This window comes from Paraburkholderia sp. 22098, assembly GCF_052045935.1.
Taxonomy (GTDB): Bacteria; Pseudomonadota; Gammaproteobacteria; order Burkholderiales; family Burkholderiaceae; genus Paraburkholderia; species Paraburkholderia caledonica.
This window is the reverse complement of record NZ_JBQEPV010000020.1, coordinates 1-17,532: the sequence shown is the minus strand read 5'-3', so window position 1 is coordinate 17,532 and position 17,532 is coordinate 1. Positions and strand designations below refer to the sequence as shown.

Annotated in this window: 12 protein-coding genes and 4 tRNA genes; all 16 read right to left on the bottom strand. The window is 59.2% G+C overall.

Features of this window, described 5'->3' with window-relative positions; translation table 11 throughout:
* Positions 1-63 precede the first annotated feature (63 nt).
* Positions 64-534, bottom strand: coding sequence for a 30S ribosomal protein S7 (gene rpsG, locus ACTJLB_RS29500; RefSeq protein ID WP_006053291.1), 471 nt, complete (start codon positions 532-534; stop codon positions 64-66).
* 180 nt (positions 535-714) lie between these two features.
* On the bottom strand, positions 715-1,095 hold the full coding sequence (gene rpsL, locus ACTJLB_RS29495; protein WP_006998493.1) for a 30S ribosomal protein S12: 381 nt from the start codon (positions 1,093-1,095) through the stop codon (positions 715-717).
* A gap of 222 nt (positions 1,096-1,317) precedes the next feature.
* Entirely contained in the window at positions 1,318-3,165 is a 1,848-nt protein-coding gene (gene recQ / locus ACTJLB_RS29490) for a DNA helicase RecQ (RefSeq protein ID WP_087751799.1), read from the bottom strand.
* 200 nt (positions 3,166-3,365) lie between these two features.
* Positions 3,366-7,604, bottom strand: a complete 4,239-nt coding sequence (gene rpoC, locus ACTJLB_RS29485) for a DNA-directed RNA polymerase subunit beta' (protein WP_020071565.1) — start codon at positions 7,602-7,604, stop codon at positions 3,366-3,368.
* Positions 7,605-7,625: 21 nt separating this feature from the next.
* Complete coding sequence (gene rpoB / locus ACTJLB_RS29480) at positions 7,626-11,732, bottom strand: DNA-directed RNA polymerase subunit beta (RefSeq protein WP_020071564.1); 4,107 nt, start codon at positions 11,730-11,732, stop codon at positions 7,626-7,628.
* A 379-nt stretch (positions 11,733-12,111) separates the two neighbouring features.
* Positions 12,112-12,489 carry a 50S ribosomal protein L7/L12 gene (gene rplL / locus ACTJLB_RS29475; RefSeq protein WP_020071563.1) on the bottom strand — a complete coding sequence of 126 codons (378 nt, stop codon included), beginning with the start codon at positions 12,487-12,489 and terminating at the stop codon, positions 12,112-12,114.
* A gap of 62 nt (positions 12,490-12,551) precedes the next feature.
* Positions 12,552-13,055, bottom strand: coding sequence for a 50S ribosomal protein L10 (gene rplJ, locus ACTJLB_RS29470; protein ID WP_013340748.1), 504 nt, complete (start codon positions 13,053-13,055; stop codon positions 12,552-12,554).
* A gap of 303 nt (positions 13,056-13,358) precedes the next feature.
* Positions 13,359-14,057 carry a 50S ribosomal protein L1 gene (rplA, locus tag ACTJLB_RS29465; protein WP_020071562.1) on the bottom strand — a complete coding sequence of 233 codons (699 nt, stop codon included), beginning with the start codon at positions 14,055-14,057 and terminating at the stop codon, positions 13,359-13,361.
* Positions 14,058-14,489, bottom strand: a complete 432-nt coding sequence (gene rplK / locus ACTJLB_RS29460; RefSeq protein ID WP_007180146.1) for a 50S ribosomal protein L11 — start codon at positions 14,487-14,489, stop codon at positions 14,058-14,060.
* Positions 14,490-14,649: 160 nt separating this feature from the next.
* Positions 14,650-15,207 (bottom strand): transcription termination/antitermination protein NusG, encoded by a 558-nt coding sequence (gene nusG / locus ACTJLB_RS29455; protein ID WP_440785345.1) that lies wholly within the window; start codon positions 15,205-15,207, stop codon positions 14,650-14,652.
* A 1-nt stretch (position 15,208) separates the two neighbouring features.
* Positions 15,209-15,589, bottom strand: coding sequence for a preprotein translocase subunit SecE (gene secE / locus ACTJLB_RS29450; RefSeq protein WP_015003929.1), 381 nt, complete (start codon positions 15,587-15,589; stop codon positions 15,209-15,211).
* A 36-nt stretch (positions 15,590-15,625) separates the two neighbouring features.
* Positions 15,626-15,701 (bottom strand) — tRNA-Trp (locus ACTJLB_RS29445).
* A gap of 64 nt (positions 15,702-15,765) precedes the next feature.
* Positions 15,766-16,956, bottom strand: a complete 1,191-nt coding sequence (tuf, locus tag ACTJLB_RS29440) for an elongation factor Tu (RefSeq protein ID WP_012434572.1) — start codon at positions 16,954-16,956, stop codon at positions 15,766-15,768.
* A gap of 63 nt (positions 16,957-17,019) precedes the next feature.
* Positions 17,020-17,094 (bottom strand) — tRNA-Thr (locus tag ACTJLB_RS29435).
* Positions 17,095-17,110: 16 nt separating this feature from the next.
* Positions 17,111-17,184, bottom strand: a tRNA-Gly gene (locus ACTJLB_RS29430).
* 39 nt (positions 17,185-17,223) lie between these two features.
* Positions 17,224-17,309 (bottom strand) — tRNA-Tyr (locus tag ACTJLB_RS29425).
* Positions 17,310-17,532: the final 223 nt, after the last annotated feature.

The window sequence follows — 17,532 nt, the reverse complement described above, 5'->3', positions numbered from 1 at the left end:
TTTGTAAGCGCACCCGCCCGGAATTTCTTTCCGTTTTTGTCTGCTAACCCGGATTCGGGAAGCTTAGAAACGGAAATGCGAGAACGCCTTGTTGGCTTCTGCCATCCGGTGAACTTCGTCGCGCTTCTTCATTGCGCCGCCACGGCCTTCGGCCGCTTCGGAAAGTTCACCTGCCAGACGCAGGGCCATCGACTTCTCGCTGCGCTTCTTCGCGGCTTCACGCAGCCAACGCATCGCCAATGCCATACGACGCGACGGGCGCACTTCGACCGGAACCTGATAGTTCGCACCACCAACGCGGCGGCTCTTGACTTCGACCACCGGCTTGACGTTGTTGAGCGCTACCGTGAACACTTCCAGCGGGTCCTTGCCACCCTTGGTCTGGATCTGTTCGAAAGCGCCGTACACAATGCGCTCAGCAACCGACTTCTTGCCGGAGAGCATCAGCACGTTCATGAACTTAGCTACATCAACGTTACCGAACTTCGGATCCGGCAACACTTCCCGCTTGGGGACTTCGCGACGACGCGGCATGATTCTTCCTTTAACTTTTCAGTTGGAGCTGTTTTAGCCCCGCGGCCACCAACTAACCCGATTCATCTCTAACGACTTACCAGCCTGGTCGGGTGACCACTTACTCGACAGCACCGGCGATTCCGGCACCACCGCTATTACCGCCTTTGCAGGCGACCTGAACTACGGACCGGCTGATGATTACTTGCCAGCCTTGGCACGCTTCGCACCGTACTTCGAGCGAGCCTGCTTACGATCCTTGACGCCCTGGGTATCCAGCGAGCCGCGAACCATGTGGTAACGCACACCCGGCAAGTCCTTCACACGGCCGCCGCGAATCAGCACGACCGAGTGTTCCTGCAGGTTGTGGCCTTCACCACCGATGTACGAAATGACTTCGAAACCGTTCGTGAGGCGCACCTTAGCAACTTTACGCAGTGCCGAGTTCGGCTTCTTCGGCGTCGTGGTGTACACACGGGTGCACACGCCGCGACGCTGGGGGCAGTCCTGCAAGGCCGGGCTCTTGCTCTTCGTCGTTTCCGACGCGCGGCCTTTGCGAACCAGTTGATTGATGGTTGGCATTGTCTATTCCTGAAATTGAACAAAATCGACGCATCTGTTTCCGGGCAAAGCAGAAACGATTGCGCATCGAACTTCCGGCTTCGACTACAAGTACGTGGACGGAGTCCGCGCGCGTGCATCCCAAAGACCGGAACCTAGCATAATATTCCGAAAAGGCTAAGCGAGTCAACAGGTTGCAATGTTTCGCAGACCTGCGCACGTTGGCTGACGACGGCGCTCCACTTAATCAGCGGCAACGACTTCGAGCAGTTCGTCCCCGAAACGATCGAGCTTGCGCGCGCCCATGCCCGGAATGCCGCGCAAATCTTCAATGGAATCGGGGCCGTTTCGAGCGATCTCCGCAAGCGTCGCGTCGTGGAAAATCACGTAGGCGGGTACGCCGTCGCTCTTCGCGGTTTCCGTGCGCCATGCGCGTAGCCGATCCCAGCGCGCGCGCTCCCGCGGCCCCATGCCGATCGTCGGATCCGCTCGTTCGCTGGTTCGACCAGACGACTGGCGAGTACGCGTGGGCTTTACATAACGGCGCATCGTGACATTTTGCTCGCCCTTTAAAACGGGTTTGCTGGCCTCGGTGAGAACGAGCGAGCCGAATCCTTCGTGATCGACTGTCAGATAACCGAACGCCACCAACTGGCGAAACACCGCGCGCCACTCCGGTTCGCCGAGTGCCGCGCCAATGCCGAATGTGGTCAGTTTTTCGTGCCCGCGCTGCAGTATTTTCTCGCTGCGATTGCCGCGCAGAATGTCGATGAGATGGCCCGCGCCGAAGTGAAAACCGCTCGCCCGCTGCGCGCGAAACACGCACGACAGCGCCATCTGCGACTCGCGCGTCGCGTCCCACGTGTCGGGTGGCTCAAGGCAGTTGTCGCAGTTACCGCAAGGTTTGCTCGATTCGCCGAAATACGCGAGAAGGCGCACGCGCCGGCACGTCGCCGCTTCGCACAAACCAAGAAGCGCATCCAGCTTGCCGGTCTGGACGCGCTTGTGTGCGTCGTCCGCATCAGACTCGTCGATCATCTTGCGCTGCTGCACGACGTCGCCTAGACCGTAGGCCATCCATGCATTGGCCGGCATGCCATCGCGGCCGGCGCGGCCGGTTTCCTGGTAATACCCTTCGACACTCTTCGGCAAATCGAGGTGAGCGACGAACCGCACGTCCGGCTTGTCGATGCCCATGCCGAACGCGATCGTCGCGCACATCACAATGCCTTCCTCGCGCTGAAACATCTCCTGGTGCTTCTGACGCGTCTCGAATTCCATGCCTGCGTGATACGGCAACGCGCGCATACCCTTTTCTTTGAGCCATTCGGCCGTCTCTTCGACTTTGCGCCGCGACAAGCAATAGACCACCCCTGCGTCGGTCGTCCCGTCCGCCCGCGTGTGTTCGGCGCGAATAAAGTCGAGCAACTGCGTGCGCGCGTTGTCCTTTTCGACGATGCGATAACGGATATTGGGCCGATCGAAACTCGAAACGAAAATGCGCGCGTCGTCGAGTGCGAGACGGTGAATGATTTCGTCTCGCGTGATGGCGTCCGCGGTCGCGGTCAGCGCAATGCGCGGCACATTCGGGAAGCGCTCGTGCAGAACCGAGAGCTGGATATATTCGGGCCGGAAATCGTGCCCCCATTGCGAGACGCAATGCGCTTCGTCGATGGCGAAAAGTCCAATCCGGGTGCGCTCCAGCAACTCCTGGAATCGCGGCGTCATCAAACGTTCGGGCGCGACGTAGAGCAGATCGATGTCGCCGTCACGCAGCGCACGCTCGGTAGCCATCGCCTCCGCGCTCGAAAGCGTGGAGTTCAGGTAAGCGGCGCGCACGCCGACTTCCGTGAGCGCGGCCACCTGATCCTGCATCAGCGCGATCAACGGCGAGACCACGATACCCGTGCCGAAGCCGCCTTCGCGGCGCACCAGCGACGGGATCTGATAACACAGCGACTTCCCGCCGCCCGTTGGCATCAGTACGAGACAATCGCCGCCGCCAGCGACGTGTTCGACAATTTCGCCTTGCTGTCCTCTGAACGCGGGGTAACCAAAAACTTCGTTGAGGATTTCGAGCGGACGGGACATGAATTTGAGAGAAGCAGCGTAAAGCGGGTGACACGAATTTTACCAACGCATTCGCGCTGCGCCCGCGCTTTGCAACAACGTTAGCCATCTGGCCTGCGAATGGACAAGAACGCGTAAAAAAGCGGCGCAAAAAAAAGCCGCTCAGTCGAAACTGAGCGGCTTCGCTGGCTAGAGCCCCAAGCGGCTTACGCCGCCGGGACTTATTCGCCTGAGTGCTGCTGTTCGGCGGCCGGGGTTTCCGGCGTACCGAATTCGAACGACTCTTCCGCTGCGATCTGATCGAAACGCTCGCGGTCGGACAGTTCCTTGCTCTTGCGTGCCTTGTGGAACGCGAGACCCGTACCGGCCGGAATCAGACGGCCAACGATCACGTTTTCCTTCAGACCACGCAGATCGTCGCGCTTGCCCATAATCGCCGCTTCGGTCAGCACGCGGGTCGTTTCCTGGAACGATGCCGCAGAGATGAACGAGTCGGTCGACAGCGACGCCTTCGTGATACCGAGCAACACGTTTTCGTACGTTGCCGGACGCTTGTCTTCCGCGATCATACGGTCGTTCTCGTCGAGCATATCCGACCGCTCGACCTGTTCGCCCGGGATGAAACGCGTATCGCCGTTGTCCGTAATCTGCACGCGGCGCAGCATCTGACGAACAATCACTTCAATGTGCTTGTCGTTGATCTTCACGCCTTGCAGACGGTACACGTCCTGCACTTCGTCCACGATGTAGCGCGACAGCGCTTCGACGCCCTGCAAACGCAGGATGTCGTGCGGATCCGCCGGTCCGTCCACGATCATTTCGCCCTTGTTGACGACCTGACCATCGTGAACCAGAACCTGCTTTTCCTTCGCGATCAGGAACTCGTGCTGGTTGCCCTCGAGGTCCGTGATAACGAGACGCTGCTTGCCCTTCGTGTCCTTACCGAACGACGTCGTACCCGTGACTTCCGCCAGGATACCTGCGTCCTTCGGCGAACGTGCTTCGAACAGTTCCGCCACACGCGGCAGACCGCCGGTAATGTCACGCGTCTTTTGCGATTCAGTCGGGATACGTGCGAGCACTTCACCGACCTGCACTTGCTGACCGTCCTTCACGGTGATCAGAGCGCCGACCTGGAAGCCGATCTGCACCGAGTGCTCGGTGTTGGGGATCTTCACTTCCTCGCCGTTCGCGTCGAGCAGCTTGACCTGCGGACGCACCGTCTTCGAAGCTTGCGAACCGCGGCGCTTCACGTCGATCACGACGAGAGTCGAAAGACCCGTCACGTCGTCGATCTGCTTCGCAACGGTCACGCCTTCTTCGACGTTCTCGAACTTCACCGTACCACCGTACTCGGTGATGATCGGACGCGTCATCGGGTCCCACGTCGCCAGTTGCGTGCCGGCCTTGATCTGCGCGCCGTCCAGCTGCAACAGCGTCGCGCCGTACGGCACCTTGTGACGTTCGCGCTCGCGACCGTGGTCGTCGGTGATCATCGCTTCGCCCGAACGCGAAATGACGATCTGCTCGCCCTTCGCGTTAGTGACGTAACGCATCGTCGACGTGAAGCGCACCGTACCGTTCGACTTGGCTTCAACCGACGAAGCCACTGCCGCACGCGACGCCGCACCACCGATGTGGAACGTACGCATGGTCAGCTGCGTGCCCGGCTCACCGATCGACTGAGCGGCGATCACACCGACTGCCTCACCGACATTCACGAGCGAGCCGCGGCCCAGGTCGCGGCCGTAGCAAGCTGCGCACAGACCGTAACGTGTTTCGCACGTCAGCGGGGTACGAACGCGCACTTCGTCGATGCCGAGGCGCTCGATTTCTTCGACCGCATCTTCGTCGAGCAGGCTGCCCGCTTCGTACAGCGTTTCCTGCGATTCCGGATTGACGACGTCAGCCACCGCGACGCGACCGAGAATACGGTCACGCAGTGCTTCGACGACTTCACCGCCTTCGACCAACGCCTTCATCGCCACGCCGTTGGACGTACCGCAATCGTCCTCGACCACCACCAGATCCTGCGTCACGTCGACGAGACGTCGCGTCAGGTAACCGGAGTTTGCCGTCTTCAGTGCCGTATCAGCCAGACCCTTACGTGCGCCGTGGGTCGAGATGAAGTACTGCAACACGTTCAGACCTTCACGGAAGTTCGCCGTAATCGGCGTCTCGATGATCGAGCCGTCCGGCTTCGCCATCAGGCCACGCATACCGGCCAGCTGACGAATCTGAACTGCGGAACCACGAGCGCCCGAGTCCGCCATCATGTAGATGGAGTTGAACGATTCCTGACGCGTTTCGTTGCCGTCGCGATCCACCACCGGTTCCGTCGACAGCTGTTCCATCATCGCCTTGCCGACCGCTTCCGACGTTGCCGACCAGATGTCGACGACGTTGTTGTAGCGCTCTTGCGACGTGACGAGACCCGACATGTACTGACGGTCGTATTCCTTCACCTTCTTCGCGGCGTCGCCGACGATGGTTTCCTTCTGCGGCGGCACGAGCATGTCGTCGACGCAGATCGAGATACCAGCGCGCGTGGCCAGACGGAAACCCGACTGCATCAACTGGTCGGCGAAAATCACCGTTTCACGCAGACCGCACTTGCGGAACGCGGTGTTGATCAGACGCGAGATTTCCTTCTTCTTCAGCGGCTTGTTCAGCACCGAGAACGGCAGGCCCGGCGGCAGAATTTCCGACAGGATTGCACGGCCGACGGTCGTCGCGTACAGCGAGATCTTCGGCACGAACGCCGGCGCACCTTCCGACTTGTCTTCGTTGTGGACCATTTCGGTGATCCGCACGTTGACGCGCGAGGCGAGCTCGACTTCCTTGTTCTCGTATGCACGCAGCGCTTCCGAAACGCCGGTGAACGTCAGGCCTTCGCCCTTCGCGTTCACAGCTTCACGGGTCGCGTAGTACAGACCGAGCACGATATCCTGCGACGGCACGATCGACGGATCGCCGTTAGCCGGGAACAGCACGTTGTTCGACGCCAGCATCAGCGTGCGCGCTTCCATCTGCGCTTCGAGCGACAGCGGAACGTGAACAGCCATCTGGTCACCGTCGAAGTCGGCGTTGAACGCCGCGCAAACGAGCGGGTGCAGCTGGATCGCCTTACCTTCGATCAGCACCGGCTCGAAAGCCTGAATGCCAAGACGGTGCAGCGTAGGCGCGCGGTTCAGCATGACCGGATGTTCGCGAATGACTTCTTCGAGAATGTCCCACACCACCGGCGTCTGGTTCTCGACTTCCTTCTTCGCAGCCTTGATGGTGGTAGCAACACCCATCACTTCCAGCTTGTTGAAGATGAACGGCTTGAACAGTTCGAGCGCCATCAGCTTCGGCAGACCGCACTGATGAAGCTTGAGCGTCGGGCCGACCACGATCACCGAACGGCCCGAATAGTCGACGCGCTTACCGAGCAAGTTCTGACGGAAACGACCGCCTTTACCCTTGATCATGTCAGCGAGCGACTTCAGCGGACGCTTGTTCGCGCCGGTCATTGCCTTACCGCGACGACCGTTGTCGAGCAGCGAATCGACGGCTTCCTGCAGCATCCGCTTTTCGTTGCGGACGATGATTTCAGGCGCCTTCAGTTCGAGCAGACGCTTCAACCGGTTGTTACGGTTGATCACGCGGCGATACAGGTCGTTCAGGTCCGACGTCGCGAAGCGGCCGCCATCCAGCGGCACCAGCGGACGCAGTTCCGGCGGCAGCACCGGCAGCACTTCGAGCACCATCCAGTCAGGCTTGATGCCCGAACGCTGGAAAGCCTCGAGCACCTTCAGGCGCTTCGCATACTTCTTGATCTTCGCTTCCGAACCCGTGTTCTTGAGTTCGGTACGGAGCATTTCAACCTGTTCGTCGATATTGATCGCGCGCAGCAGCTCGCGAACGCCTTCCGCGCCCATTTCGGCACGGAATTCGTCACCGTATTCTTCGACCTTGTTGTAGTAATCCTCTTCGGTCATGATCTGCCGCGCTTTCAGCGGCGTCATGCCCGGATCGATCACCACATATGCTTCGAAGTACAGCACGCGTTCGATGTCGCGCAACGTCATGTCGAGCACCATGCCCAGACGCGACGGCAGCGACTTCAGGAACCAGATGTGCGCAACCGGCGAGGCCAGTTCAATGTGGCCCATCCGTTCGCGACGCACCTTCGCCAGCGTCACTTCGACGCCGCACTTCTCGCAGATCACGCCACGGTGCTTCAGGCGCTTGTACTTGCCGCAAAGGCATTCATAGTCTTTGATCGGCCCGAAAATTTTCGCGCAGAACAAACCATCGCGTTCCGGCTTGAACGTCCGGTAGTTGATGGTTTCCGGCTTCTTCACTTCACCGAACGACCACGAACGGATCTTGTCTGGCGAAGCCAGACCGATCTTGATCGCGTCAAAAACTTCAGGTTGTTGGACTTGCTTGAATAGATCGAGCAAAGCTTTCATCGCTTCTCTCCAGTAGTCCGATTAGTTGCGGTCGAGGTCGATGTCGATACCGAGCGAGCGGATTTCCTTCACCAACACGTTGAAGGATTCCGGCATGCCTGCATCGATCACGTGATCGCCCTTGACCAGGTTCTCGTACACCTTGGTCCGGCCTGTCACGTCGTCCGACTTCACCGTCAGCATTTCCTGCAGCACGTACGATGCGCCGTACGCTTCGAGCGCCCACACTTCCATTTCACCGAAACGCTGGCCACCGAACTGCGCCTTACCGCCCAACGGCTGCTGCGTCACGAGCGAGTACGGGCCCGTGGAACGCGCGTGCATCTTGTCGTCGACCAGGTGGTGCAGCTTCAGGTAGTGCATGTAGCCGACCGTCACCGTACGTTCGAACATTTCGCCGGTCCGGCCGTCGTACAGACGCACCTGATTCTTCGACGGCGTCATGCCGAGGTTCTTCGCGATGTCGTCCGGGAATGCCAGATCCAGCGCGCGCGACATTTCTTCTTCCGTCGCACCGTCGAACACCGGCGTTGCGAACGGCACGCCTTCGCGCAGGTTCTTCGCCAGTTCGACGATTTCGTCGTCGGTGAAGCTGTCAAGCTCTTCGGCGCGGCCCGACTCGTTGTAGATCTTGGTCAGGAATTCGCGCAGTTCAGCGATCTTCGCCTGACGCTGCAGCATTTCGCCGATACGCCAGCCGAGACCCTTCGCGGCCCAACCCAGATGCACTTCGAGAACCTGACCGACGTTCATCCGCGACGGCACGCCGAGCGGATTCAGAACGACGTCAGCCGGACGGCCGTCGGCCATGTACGGCATGTCTTCGATCGGAACGATCTTCGACACGACACCCTTGTTACCGTGACGGCCGGCCATCTTGTCGCCAGGCTGCAGGCGGCGCTTCACTGCCAGGTACACCTTGACCATCTTCAACACGCCCGGCGGCAGTTCGTCGCCTTGCGTGAGCTTCTTGCGCTTCTCTTCGAACGCCAGATCGAACTGGTGACGCTTCTGTTCGATCGAGTCCTTGATGGCTTCGAGCTGTGCCGCTGCTTCTTCGTCCGCGAGGCGGATGTCGAACCAGTGGTAATGATCCAGATCTTGCAGGTAAGCCTGTTCGATCTTCGTGCCCTTTGCCAGCTTCTTAGGACCGCCGTTCGCGACCTTGCCGTCGAGCATACGTGCGAGACGCTGGAACGCGTCGCCTTCCACGATGCGCAACTGGTCGTTCAAGTCGAGGCGATAGCGCTTCAGTTCATCGTCGATGATCTGTTGCGCGCGCTTGTCGCGCTGAATGCCTTCACGCGTGAACACTTGCACGTCGATGACCGTGCCGCTCATGCCCGACGGCACGCGCAGCGACGTGTCCTTCACGTCCGAAGCCTTTTCACCGAAGATCGCGCGCAGCAGCTTTTCTTCCGGCGTCAGCTGGGTTTCGCCCTTCGGCGTGACCTTGCCGACCAGCACGTCGCCTGCTTCGACTTCCGCGCCGATGTAGACGATGCCCGACTCATCGAGACGGCCGAGTTGCACTTCAGCCAGGTTCGAGATGTCGCGCGTGATTTCTTCCGGTCCGAGCTTCGTGTCGCGAGCCACGACGTTCAGTTCTTCGATGTGGATCGACGTGTAACGGTCGTCTGCAACCACCTTCTCCGAGATCAAAATCGAGTCTTCGAAGTTGTAGCCGTTCCACGGCATGAACGCGACCAGCATGTTCTGGCCAAGAGCCAGCTCACCCAGATCGGTCGATGCGCCGTCAGCCAGCACGTCGCCACGCGACACGATGTCGCCGACCTTCACGATCGGGCGCTGGTTGATGTTCGTGTTCTGGTTCGAACGCGTGTACTTGATCAGGTTGTAGATGTCCACGCCGACGTCGCCAGCAACGGCTTCATCGTCGTTCACGCGGATCACCATACGGCCGGCGTCGACATAATCGACCACACCGCCGCGGAATGCCTGAACCGTCGTACCCGAGTCGACCGCCACCGTACGCTCGATACCCGTACCCACCACGGCCTTTTCGGGACGCAGACACGGCACAGCCTGACGCTGCATGTTCGAGCCCATCAACGCGCGGTTCGCGTCGTCGTGCTCGAGGAACGGAATCAGCGATGCAGCCACCGACACGATCTGCGACGGCGCCACGTCCATGTACTGGATACGGTCCGGCGTGACCATCAGCGTTTCGCCCGCTTCACGCGACGACACGAGTTCGTCGGTTAGCGTGCCGTCTTCAGCCACTGCCGCGTTCGCCTGAGCGATCACGTAACGACCTTCTTCGATCGCCGACAGGTAATCGATCTGGTCGGTCACCTTGCCGTCCACGACCTTGCGATACGGCGTTTCGAGGAAGCCGTATTCGTTCAGGTGCGCGTACAGAGCGAGCGAGTTGATCAGGCCGATGTTCGGACCTTCAGGCGTTTCGATCGGGCAGACACGACCATAGTGCGTCGGGTGGACGTCGCGGACTTCAAAGCCTGCGCGCTCACGCGTCAAACCGCCCGGGCCAAGTGCCGAGACACGGCGCTTGTGGGTGATTTCCGACAGCGGATTCGTCTGGTCCATAAACTGCGACAGCTGCGACGAACCGAAGAACTCGCGAATTGCCGACGAAATCGGCTTCGAGTTGATCAGGTCGTGCGGCATCAGGTTTTCGCTTTCGGCCTGGCCGAGGCGTTCCTTCACAGCACGTTCGACACGCACCAGACCGGCGCGGAACTGGTTTTCCGCCAGTTCGCCGACGCAACGCACACGGCGATTGCCCAAGTGGTCGATGTCGTCGACTTCACCCTTACCGTTACGCAGTTCGACCAAGATCTTGATCGTAGCGAGGATGTCGTCGTCTTGCAGCGTCATCGGGCCGACGATTTCATCGCGGCCGACACGGCGATTGAACTTCATACGACCCACCTTGGACAGGTCGTATGCGTCTTCGCTGTAGAACAGACGGTTGAACAGCGCCTCGACCGCTTCTTCGGTCGGCGGTTCGCCCGGACGCATCATGCGGTAGATCGCGATGCGAGCGGCCATCTTGTCCGCGGTTTCGTCGATACGCAGCGTCGACGAGATGTACGGACCTTGATCCAGATCGTTCGTGTAGAGCGTCTGGATGTCTTTGATCTTCGATTCGCGCAGCTTCTCGAGGACGGTCTCGGTGATTTCGTCATTCGCGTTGGCGATGACTTCACCGGTGTCGCCGTCGACGACGTTTTTCGCCAGCACGCGGCCGAGTAGATAGTCTTCCGGGACCGAGATGAACTTGGTCTTCGCGTTGTCCAGATCGCGAATGTGCTTCGCGTTGATCCGCTTGTCCTTCTGGACGATCACGTTGCCATCACGGTCCGTGATGTCGAAACGCGCGACTTCGCCACGCAGACGCTCCGGCACGAACTCCATCTGCGCGCCTTCCGGCATCAGCGTGAAGTTATCGAACACGAAGAAGTTTGCGAGGATCTGTTCCGGCGTGAGGCCGATTGCCTTCAGCAGGATCGTGACCGGCATCTTGCGGCGACGGTCGACGCGGAAGTACAGCACATCCTTCGGGTCGAACTCGAAATCGAGCCACGAACCGCGGTAAGGAATGATACGCGCCGAAAACAGGAGCTTGCCCGAGCTGTGCGTCTTGCCCTTGTCGTGTTCGAAGAACACGCCAGGCGAACGGTGCAGCTGCGAAACGATCACACGTTCCGTGCCGTTGATGACGAACGAACCCGTCGGCGTCATGAGCGGAATTTCGCCCATGTACACTTCCTGTTCCTTCACTTCCTTGACGACCGGTTTGCTCGGCGACTCCTTGTCGAGCAGCACCAGGCGCACTTTGGCGCGCAGGGCGGAGCAGTACGTCAAACCGCGCTGCTGACATTCCTTGATGTTGAATGCCGGCGGCGACAGCATGTAGCTGACGAACTCGAGACGTGCGAACCCATTGTGCGAAACAATCGGGAAAACGGATGTGAACGCGGCTTGCAGGCCTTCCGGCTTGCGTTGCGTGGAGGACGTGTCTGCTTGCAGAAACGTGCTGAATGATTCAAGCTGGGTAGCCAGCAGGAAAGGTACTTGGTGAACGATGGGGCGCTTCGCAAAACTCTTGCGAATACGCTTCTTCTCGGTGAAGGAATATTGCATACGATCTCCGAATCACGGCGGGCATTGTTGTCGAGGCAGGATACCTTGATGAGACAACCCGAGTGTTCACCGACTGAGACCCGATGGCCGTCCGATGGCTTGAACGAGCCTAGAAGCTTGGTGGTTGGCCTCTACCAACCGCTGGCTGACGGCAGCGGATGCCTGTCGCATGGAACCTTAACCGCTACCCGACCAAACTTGCCTTCTGCAGTCGCTTCAGAAGACAAAGAGAAGCGCCGGTCAATGTTGCCGATAGGCGGTTTTCTTTGGCTTCTGGGAGTCGCATTGTTGCTAAACAACGATGCAAAAACGCGTCCCCCACAAAGCACAAAAAGGCCGGCGGTGGAAAACCGCCAGCCTTCGCACAGCGCGCTGAAACTTACTTGATTTCAGCCTTCGCGCCGGCTTCTTCCAGCTTCTTCTTCGCTTCTTCGGCAGCAGCCTTCGGTACCGATTCCTTCACAGGCTTCGGTGCACCGTCGACCAGGTCCTTCGCTTCCTTCAGGCCGAGACCCGTCAGTTCACGAACTGCCTTAATGACGGAAACCTTGTTCGCGCCAACTTCAACCAGGTTCACCGTGAATTCAGTTTGCTCTTCAGCTGCAGCAGCGCCGCCGCCTGCACCTGCGGGGCCTGCCACTGCAACAGCAGCTGCCGACACGCCAAACTTTTCTTCGAACGCCTTAACCAGCTCGTTCAGTTCCAGAACCGACATCGAGCCTACGGCTTCGAGGATGTCTTCTTTTGCGATTGCCATTTGAAATACTCCTAAATTGAATTCGGATACAGCTAGCGATCAATACGCTCGGCTGAAGTGCATTACGCAGCGGATTCTTCGCCTTGTTTCTTTTCTGCCAGCGCGGCCAAAGCGCGCGCGAAGCCAGAAACAGGTGCTTGCATAACGAACAACAGCTTGGAGAGCAGCTCCTCGCGGCTCGGGATGTTGGCCAGCGCTTGCACGCCCGCCTTGTCCATCACGTTGCCTTCGTAGGCGCCAGCCTTGATGACCAACTTATCATTGCTCTTGCTGAAGTCATTGACGACCTTAGCGGCAGCAATTGCATCTTCAGAGATGCCGTAGATCAGGGGGCCAGTCATCTGCTCTGCCAGCGGAGCGAACGGGGTACCTTCGACAGCGCGACGCGCCAGCGTGTTTTTCAACACGCGAAGGTACACCTGTTGCTCACGCGCTTTCGCGCGCAGCTTGGTCAGATCGCCAACCGTGATCCCACGATACTCAGCCAGAACCACGGTCTGGGCTTTCGCGACTTGCGCGGCAACCTCAGCGACGACGGCCTGCTTGCTTTCTTTGTTGAGTGGCACGGTTAACCTCCAGATTCGATACACGCGGCGTGCGCCTTGTGTACCGCGTTCAATAACGGCGTCCGACCAGTCAGGAGTATTTCGACCGCGCGACACCCGCACTGCTGCAAGCGTCTAACGGCTTCATCACTACAAAACCTTTTCGGGTTCGCCATCTGCGTTGGCTTTACATTAAGAGTCCGCCTACCTGCTGCGTGCCCGCCAACGGTCTTTGACAACCGGTTGCGCGATGCCAACTACTGACATCTCACAACCGCCCAAAGCCCATAAACGCCCCGACTTTCGTCGAGGCGATGAATTACTTTATTGTGCAGCGAGCGACGTCTGATCGACGCGAACGCCGACGCCCATCGTGCTCGACAGTGCAACCTTACGCAGGTAAACACCCTTGCTCGTTGCCGGCTTGGCCTTCTGCAGCGCGTCGATGAGAGCGCTCAGATTGCTACGCAGAGCCGTCGGTTCGAACGAAGCACGACCAATGGTGGCGTGGATAATACCGGCCTTGTCGACACGGAATTGTACCTGGCCAGCCTTGGCATTCTTCACGGCCGTTGCGACGTCCGGCGTGACCGTGCCGACCTTCGGGTTCGGCATCAGGCCGCGCGGGCCGAGGATCTGACCGAGCGTACCGACCACGCGCATCGTGTCCGGCGAAGCGATCACGATGTCGAAGTCCAGATTGCCAGCCTTCACCTGCTCAGCCAGGTCTTCCATACCGACGACTTCAGCGCCGGCTGCGCGAGCCTGTTCAGCTTTTTCGCCCTGTGCGAACACGGCGACGCGAACCGACTTGCCTGTACCTGCCGGCAGAACGACCGAACCGCGGACCACTTGGTCCGACTTCTTCGCATCGATGCCGAGTTGCACTGCCACGTCGATCGACTCGTCGAACTTTGCGCTCGCGCACTCCTTGACCAGCGACAGCGCGTCGTCGATCGGGTACAGCTTCTGACGGTCAACCTTTGCTGCAAAAGCCTGCAGACGCTTAGAAAGCTTAGCCATTTACACGCCCTCCACGGTGATGCCCATCGAGCGGGCGCTACCAGCGATCGTACGAACCGCTGCGTCCAGATCAGCCGCGGTCAGATCGGGCATCTTGGTCTTGGCGATGTCTTCAGCTTGAGCGCGGGTGATCTTGCCGACCTTGTCGGTGTGCGGCTTGCTCGAACCCTTGTCGATCTTCGCTGCCTTCTTGATCAGAACCGTTGCCGGCGGCGTCTTCAGGACAAACGTGAAGCTCTTGTCAGCAAACGCGGTGATCACGACCGGAATCGGCAGACCCGGCTCCAGTGCTTGAGTCTGCGCGTTAAACGCCTTGCAGAACTCCATGATGTTCAGGCCGCGCTGGCCCAGTGCCGGACCGACCGGCGGCGACGGGTTGGCTTTACCTGCAGGAATCTGCAGCTTGATAAAGCCGATGATTTTCTTTGCCATGTTGAAAACCTCTTTGGAACGTCACCTTTCAAGCGAACGTTCAGTGAGTAGTAGCGCGCGTTCGCCGGACCCCGGGTACTTGCGCTCCTCAACGGCCATTACGCGGACCGTAAGCGCGAAGTACGGAACGCGCCGACTGGCGCGCTGCGTAGAATCTGGATTACAACTTCTCGACTTGGCCGAATTCCAGCTCGACCGGCGTAGCGCGGCCGAAGATTGTAACGGAAACACGGACGCGCGACTTTTCGTAATTGACTTCTTCGACGCTGCCGTTGAAATCGGTGAAAGGACCGTCCTTCACCCGAACCATCTCGCCTACTTCAAACAGGGTCTTCGGACGCGGCTTCTCCACACCCTCCTGCATCTGCGACATAATCTTCTCGACTTCGCGCGGAGAGATCGGACTCGGCCGATTACGCGCACCGCCTACGAAGCCCGTGACCTTCGCCGTATTCTTCACGAGGTGCCACGTCTCATCCGTCATTTCCATCTCAACCAGTACATAACCGGGGAAGAAACGACGCTCGGTCACCGATTTGTGACCACCCTTCACCTCGACCACCTCTTCGGTCGGCACGAGGATTTGACCAAACTGGTCTTGCATGCCGGCGCGCTCAATGCGCTCCTGAAGCGCACGCTGCACGCTCTTCTCCATGCCGGAGTAGGCGTGCACGACGTACCAACGTTTGCCGCTCGGAGATGCCGGAGTATTGCTCATATCATTTCCAACCCAGAATCACCGAGAAAATCGCCCATTCGATGGATTTATCACTAACCCACAGAAAGATCGCCATCACGAACACGAAGCCGAAAACCACCAACGTCGTCTGAGTAGCCTCTTTGCGAGTCGGCCAGACGACCTTGCGGACTTCCTTGTACGAGTCTTTGGCGAAAGCGATGAAACCCTTGCCAGGCGCGGAGAGAAGACCGACTGCAACACCCGCGATTGCACCAACAGCCAAGGCGGCTCCGCGGACGTACCATTCCTGACCATTGAGCCAGAAGAACCCCACGAACCCGGCCAAGACCAGCAATACGCCCGCGACGAGCATCAGCTTGTCGCCGGATGTATTTACAGTTTCGACGGAAGGATTCGCCATAACACCTTAACGAAGCGCCACAGTTGACGCGAGAGTTGGCAGGGGCAGAGGGAATCGAACCCCCAACCTTCGGTTTTGGAGACCGACGCTCTGCCAGTTGAGCTATACCCCTAAACCATTTGGGGCTGACGACACCGCCAACCCCGAAACTACAGATTAACGAGAACTATCTGGCGTTACTCGAGAATCTTGGCAACGACACCGGCGCCGACGGTACGGCCGCCTTCGCGGATAGCGAAGCGCAGACCTTCTTCCATCGCGATCGGGTTGATCAGCTTCACCGTGATCGACACGTTGTCGCCCGGCATGACCATTTCCTTGTCCTTTGGCAACTCGATCGAGCCCGTCACGTCCGTCGTACGGAAGTAGAACTGCGGACGATAGTTGTTGAAGAACGGCGTGTGACGGCCGCCTTCGTCCTTGCTCAGCACGTACACCTCAGCCGTGAAGTGCGTGTGCGGGTTGATCGAACCCGGCTTGGCCAGCACCTGGCCACGCTCCACGTCTTCGCGCTTCGTGCCGCGCAGCAGGATACCGACGTTGTCGCCCGCCTGACCCTGGTCTAGCAGCTTGCGGAACATTTCCACGCCCGTGCAGGTCGTCTTCACCGTCGGCTTGATACCAACGATTTCGATTTCCTCGCCGACCTTCACGACGCCACGCTCCACGCGACCCGTCACCACCGTGCCGCGACCCGAGATCGAGAACACGTCTTCCACCGGCATCAGGAATGCGCCGTCCACTGCGCGCTCCGGCGTCGGGATGTACGTGTCCAGCGCGTCGGCCAGATTCATGATCGCCACTTCGCCCAGCTCGCCCTTGTCGCCTTCCAGCGCCAACTTGGCCGAACCCTTGATGATCGGCGTGTCGTCGCCCGGGAAGTCGTACTTCGACAGAAGCTCGCGCACTTCCATCTCGACCAGCTCCAGCAGCTCAGCGTCGTCCACCATGTCGCACTTGTTCAGGAACACGATGATGTACGGAACGCCAACCTGACGCGCCAGCAGGATGTGCTCACGCGTTTGCGGCATCGGGCCGTCAGCGGCCGAGCACACCAGGATCGCGCCGTCCATCTGCGCGGCGCCCGTGATCATGTTCTTCACATAGTCAGCGTGGCCCGGGCAGTCAACGTGTGCGTAGTGGCGGTTAGCCGTTTCGTACTCGACGTGCGCCGTGTTGATCGTGATACCACGTGCCTTTTCTTCCGGCGCCGCGTCGATCTGGTCGTATGCCTTCGCTTCGCCGCCGAACTTCTGCGTCAGAACCGTCGTGATCGCTGCCGTCAGCGTGGTCTTGCCGTGGTCAACGTGACCGATCGTGCCGACGTTCACGTGCGGCTTGGTCCGCTCAAACTTACCCTTGGCCATTTTCGACTCCTAAGAGGATTTTTCCGTACGTTGCGCCGGGCGCAAACAATCACCGAGTACTTCTGGTGCCCATGGGCAGGATCGAACTGCCGACCTCTCCCTTACCAAGGGAGTGCTCTACCACTGAGCCACATGGGCGCTACTTTTGTGTAGCTGGAGCGGGTGAAGGGAATCGAACCCTCGTCGTAAGCTTGGAAGGCTTCTGCTCTACCATTGAGCTACACCCGCAAGATCATGGATTCCCAACAACTGCTTCAACTTGCATTCTGGTGGAGGAGGTTGGATTCGAACCAACGTAGGCGTAAGCCAACAGATTTACAGTCTGCCCCCTTTAGCCACTCGGGCACCCCTCCGAAGAGAACTGATGATTATGGGGGAACAACCGCTTGATGTCAAGACTTGCCTGACTGTTCCAACCCAAACGCTCTCACTTATATGCAGTGATCGCGGTGCTGCGGTAAACGCAGAAACCCCACCTTTTGTGGGGTGGGGTTTCTGATGCTGCTGGGGAGCCTGACAATTACCTACTTTCACACGGGCAATCCGCACTATCATCGGCGTGGAGTCGTTTCACGG

Excerpts from the sequence above, each read along its gene's own strand:
- rpsG (WP_006053291.1), bottom strand. The coding sequence starts at position 534 with ATGCCGCGTCGTCGCGAAGTCCCCAAGCGGGAAGTGTTGCCGGATCCG.
- rplK (WP_007180146.1), bottom strand. The coding sequence starts at position 14,489 with ATGGCAAAGAAAATCATCGGCTTTATCAAGCTGCAGATTCCTGCAGGT.
- rplL (WP_020071563.1), bottom strand. The coding sequence starts at position 12,489 with ATGGCAATCGCAAAAGAAGACATCCTCGAAGCCGTAGGCTCGATGTCG.
- secE (WP_015003929.1), bottom strand. The coding sequence starts at position 15,589 with ATGGCGAATCCTTCCGTCGAAACTGTAAATACATCCGGCGACAAGCTG.
- recQ (WP_087751799.1), bottom strand. The coding sequence starts at position 3,165 with ATGTCCCGTCCGCTCGAAATCCTCAACGAAGTTTTTGGTTACCCCGCG.
- rpsL (WP_006998493.1), bottom strand. The coding sequence starts at position 1,095 with ATGCCAACCATCAATCAACTGGTTCGCAAAGGCCGCGCGTCGGAAACG.
- rpoC (WP_020071565.1), bottom strand. The coding sequence starts at position 7,604 with ATGAAAGCTTTGCTCGATCTATTCAAGCAAGTCCAACAACCTGAAGTT.
- rpoB (WP_020071564.1), bottom strand. The coding sequence starts at position 11,732 with ATGCAATATTCCTTCACCGAGAAGAAGCGTATTCGCAAGAGTTTTGCG.
- tuf (WP_012434572.1), bottom strand. The coding sequence starts at position 16,956 with ATGGCCAAGGGTAAGTTTGAGCGGACCAAGCCGCACGTGAACGTCGGC.
- rplA (WP_020071562.1), bottom strand. The coding sequence starts at position 14,057 with ATGGCTAAGCTTTCTAAGCGTCTGCAGGCTTTTGCAGCAAAGGTTGAC.
- nusG (WP_440785345.1), bottom strand. The coding sequence starts at position 15,207 with ATGAGCAATACTCCGGCATCTCCGAGCGGCAAACGTTGGTACGTCGTG.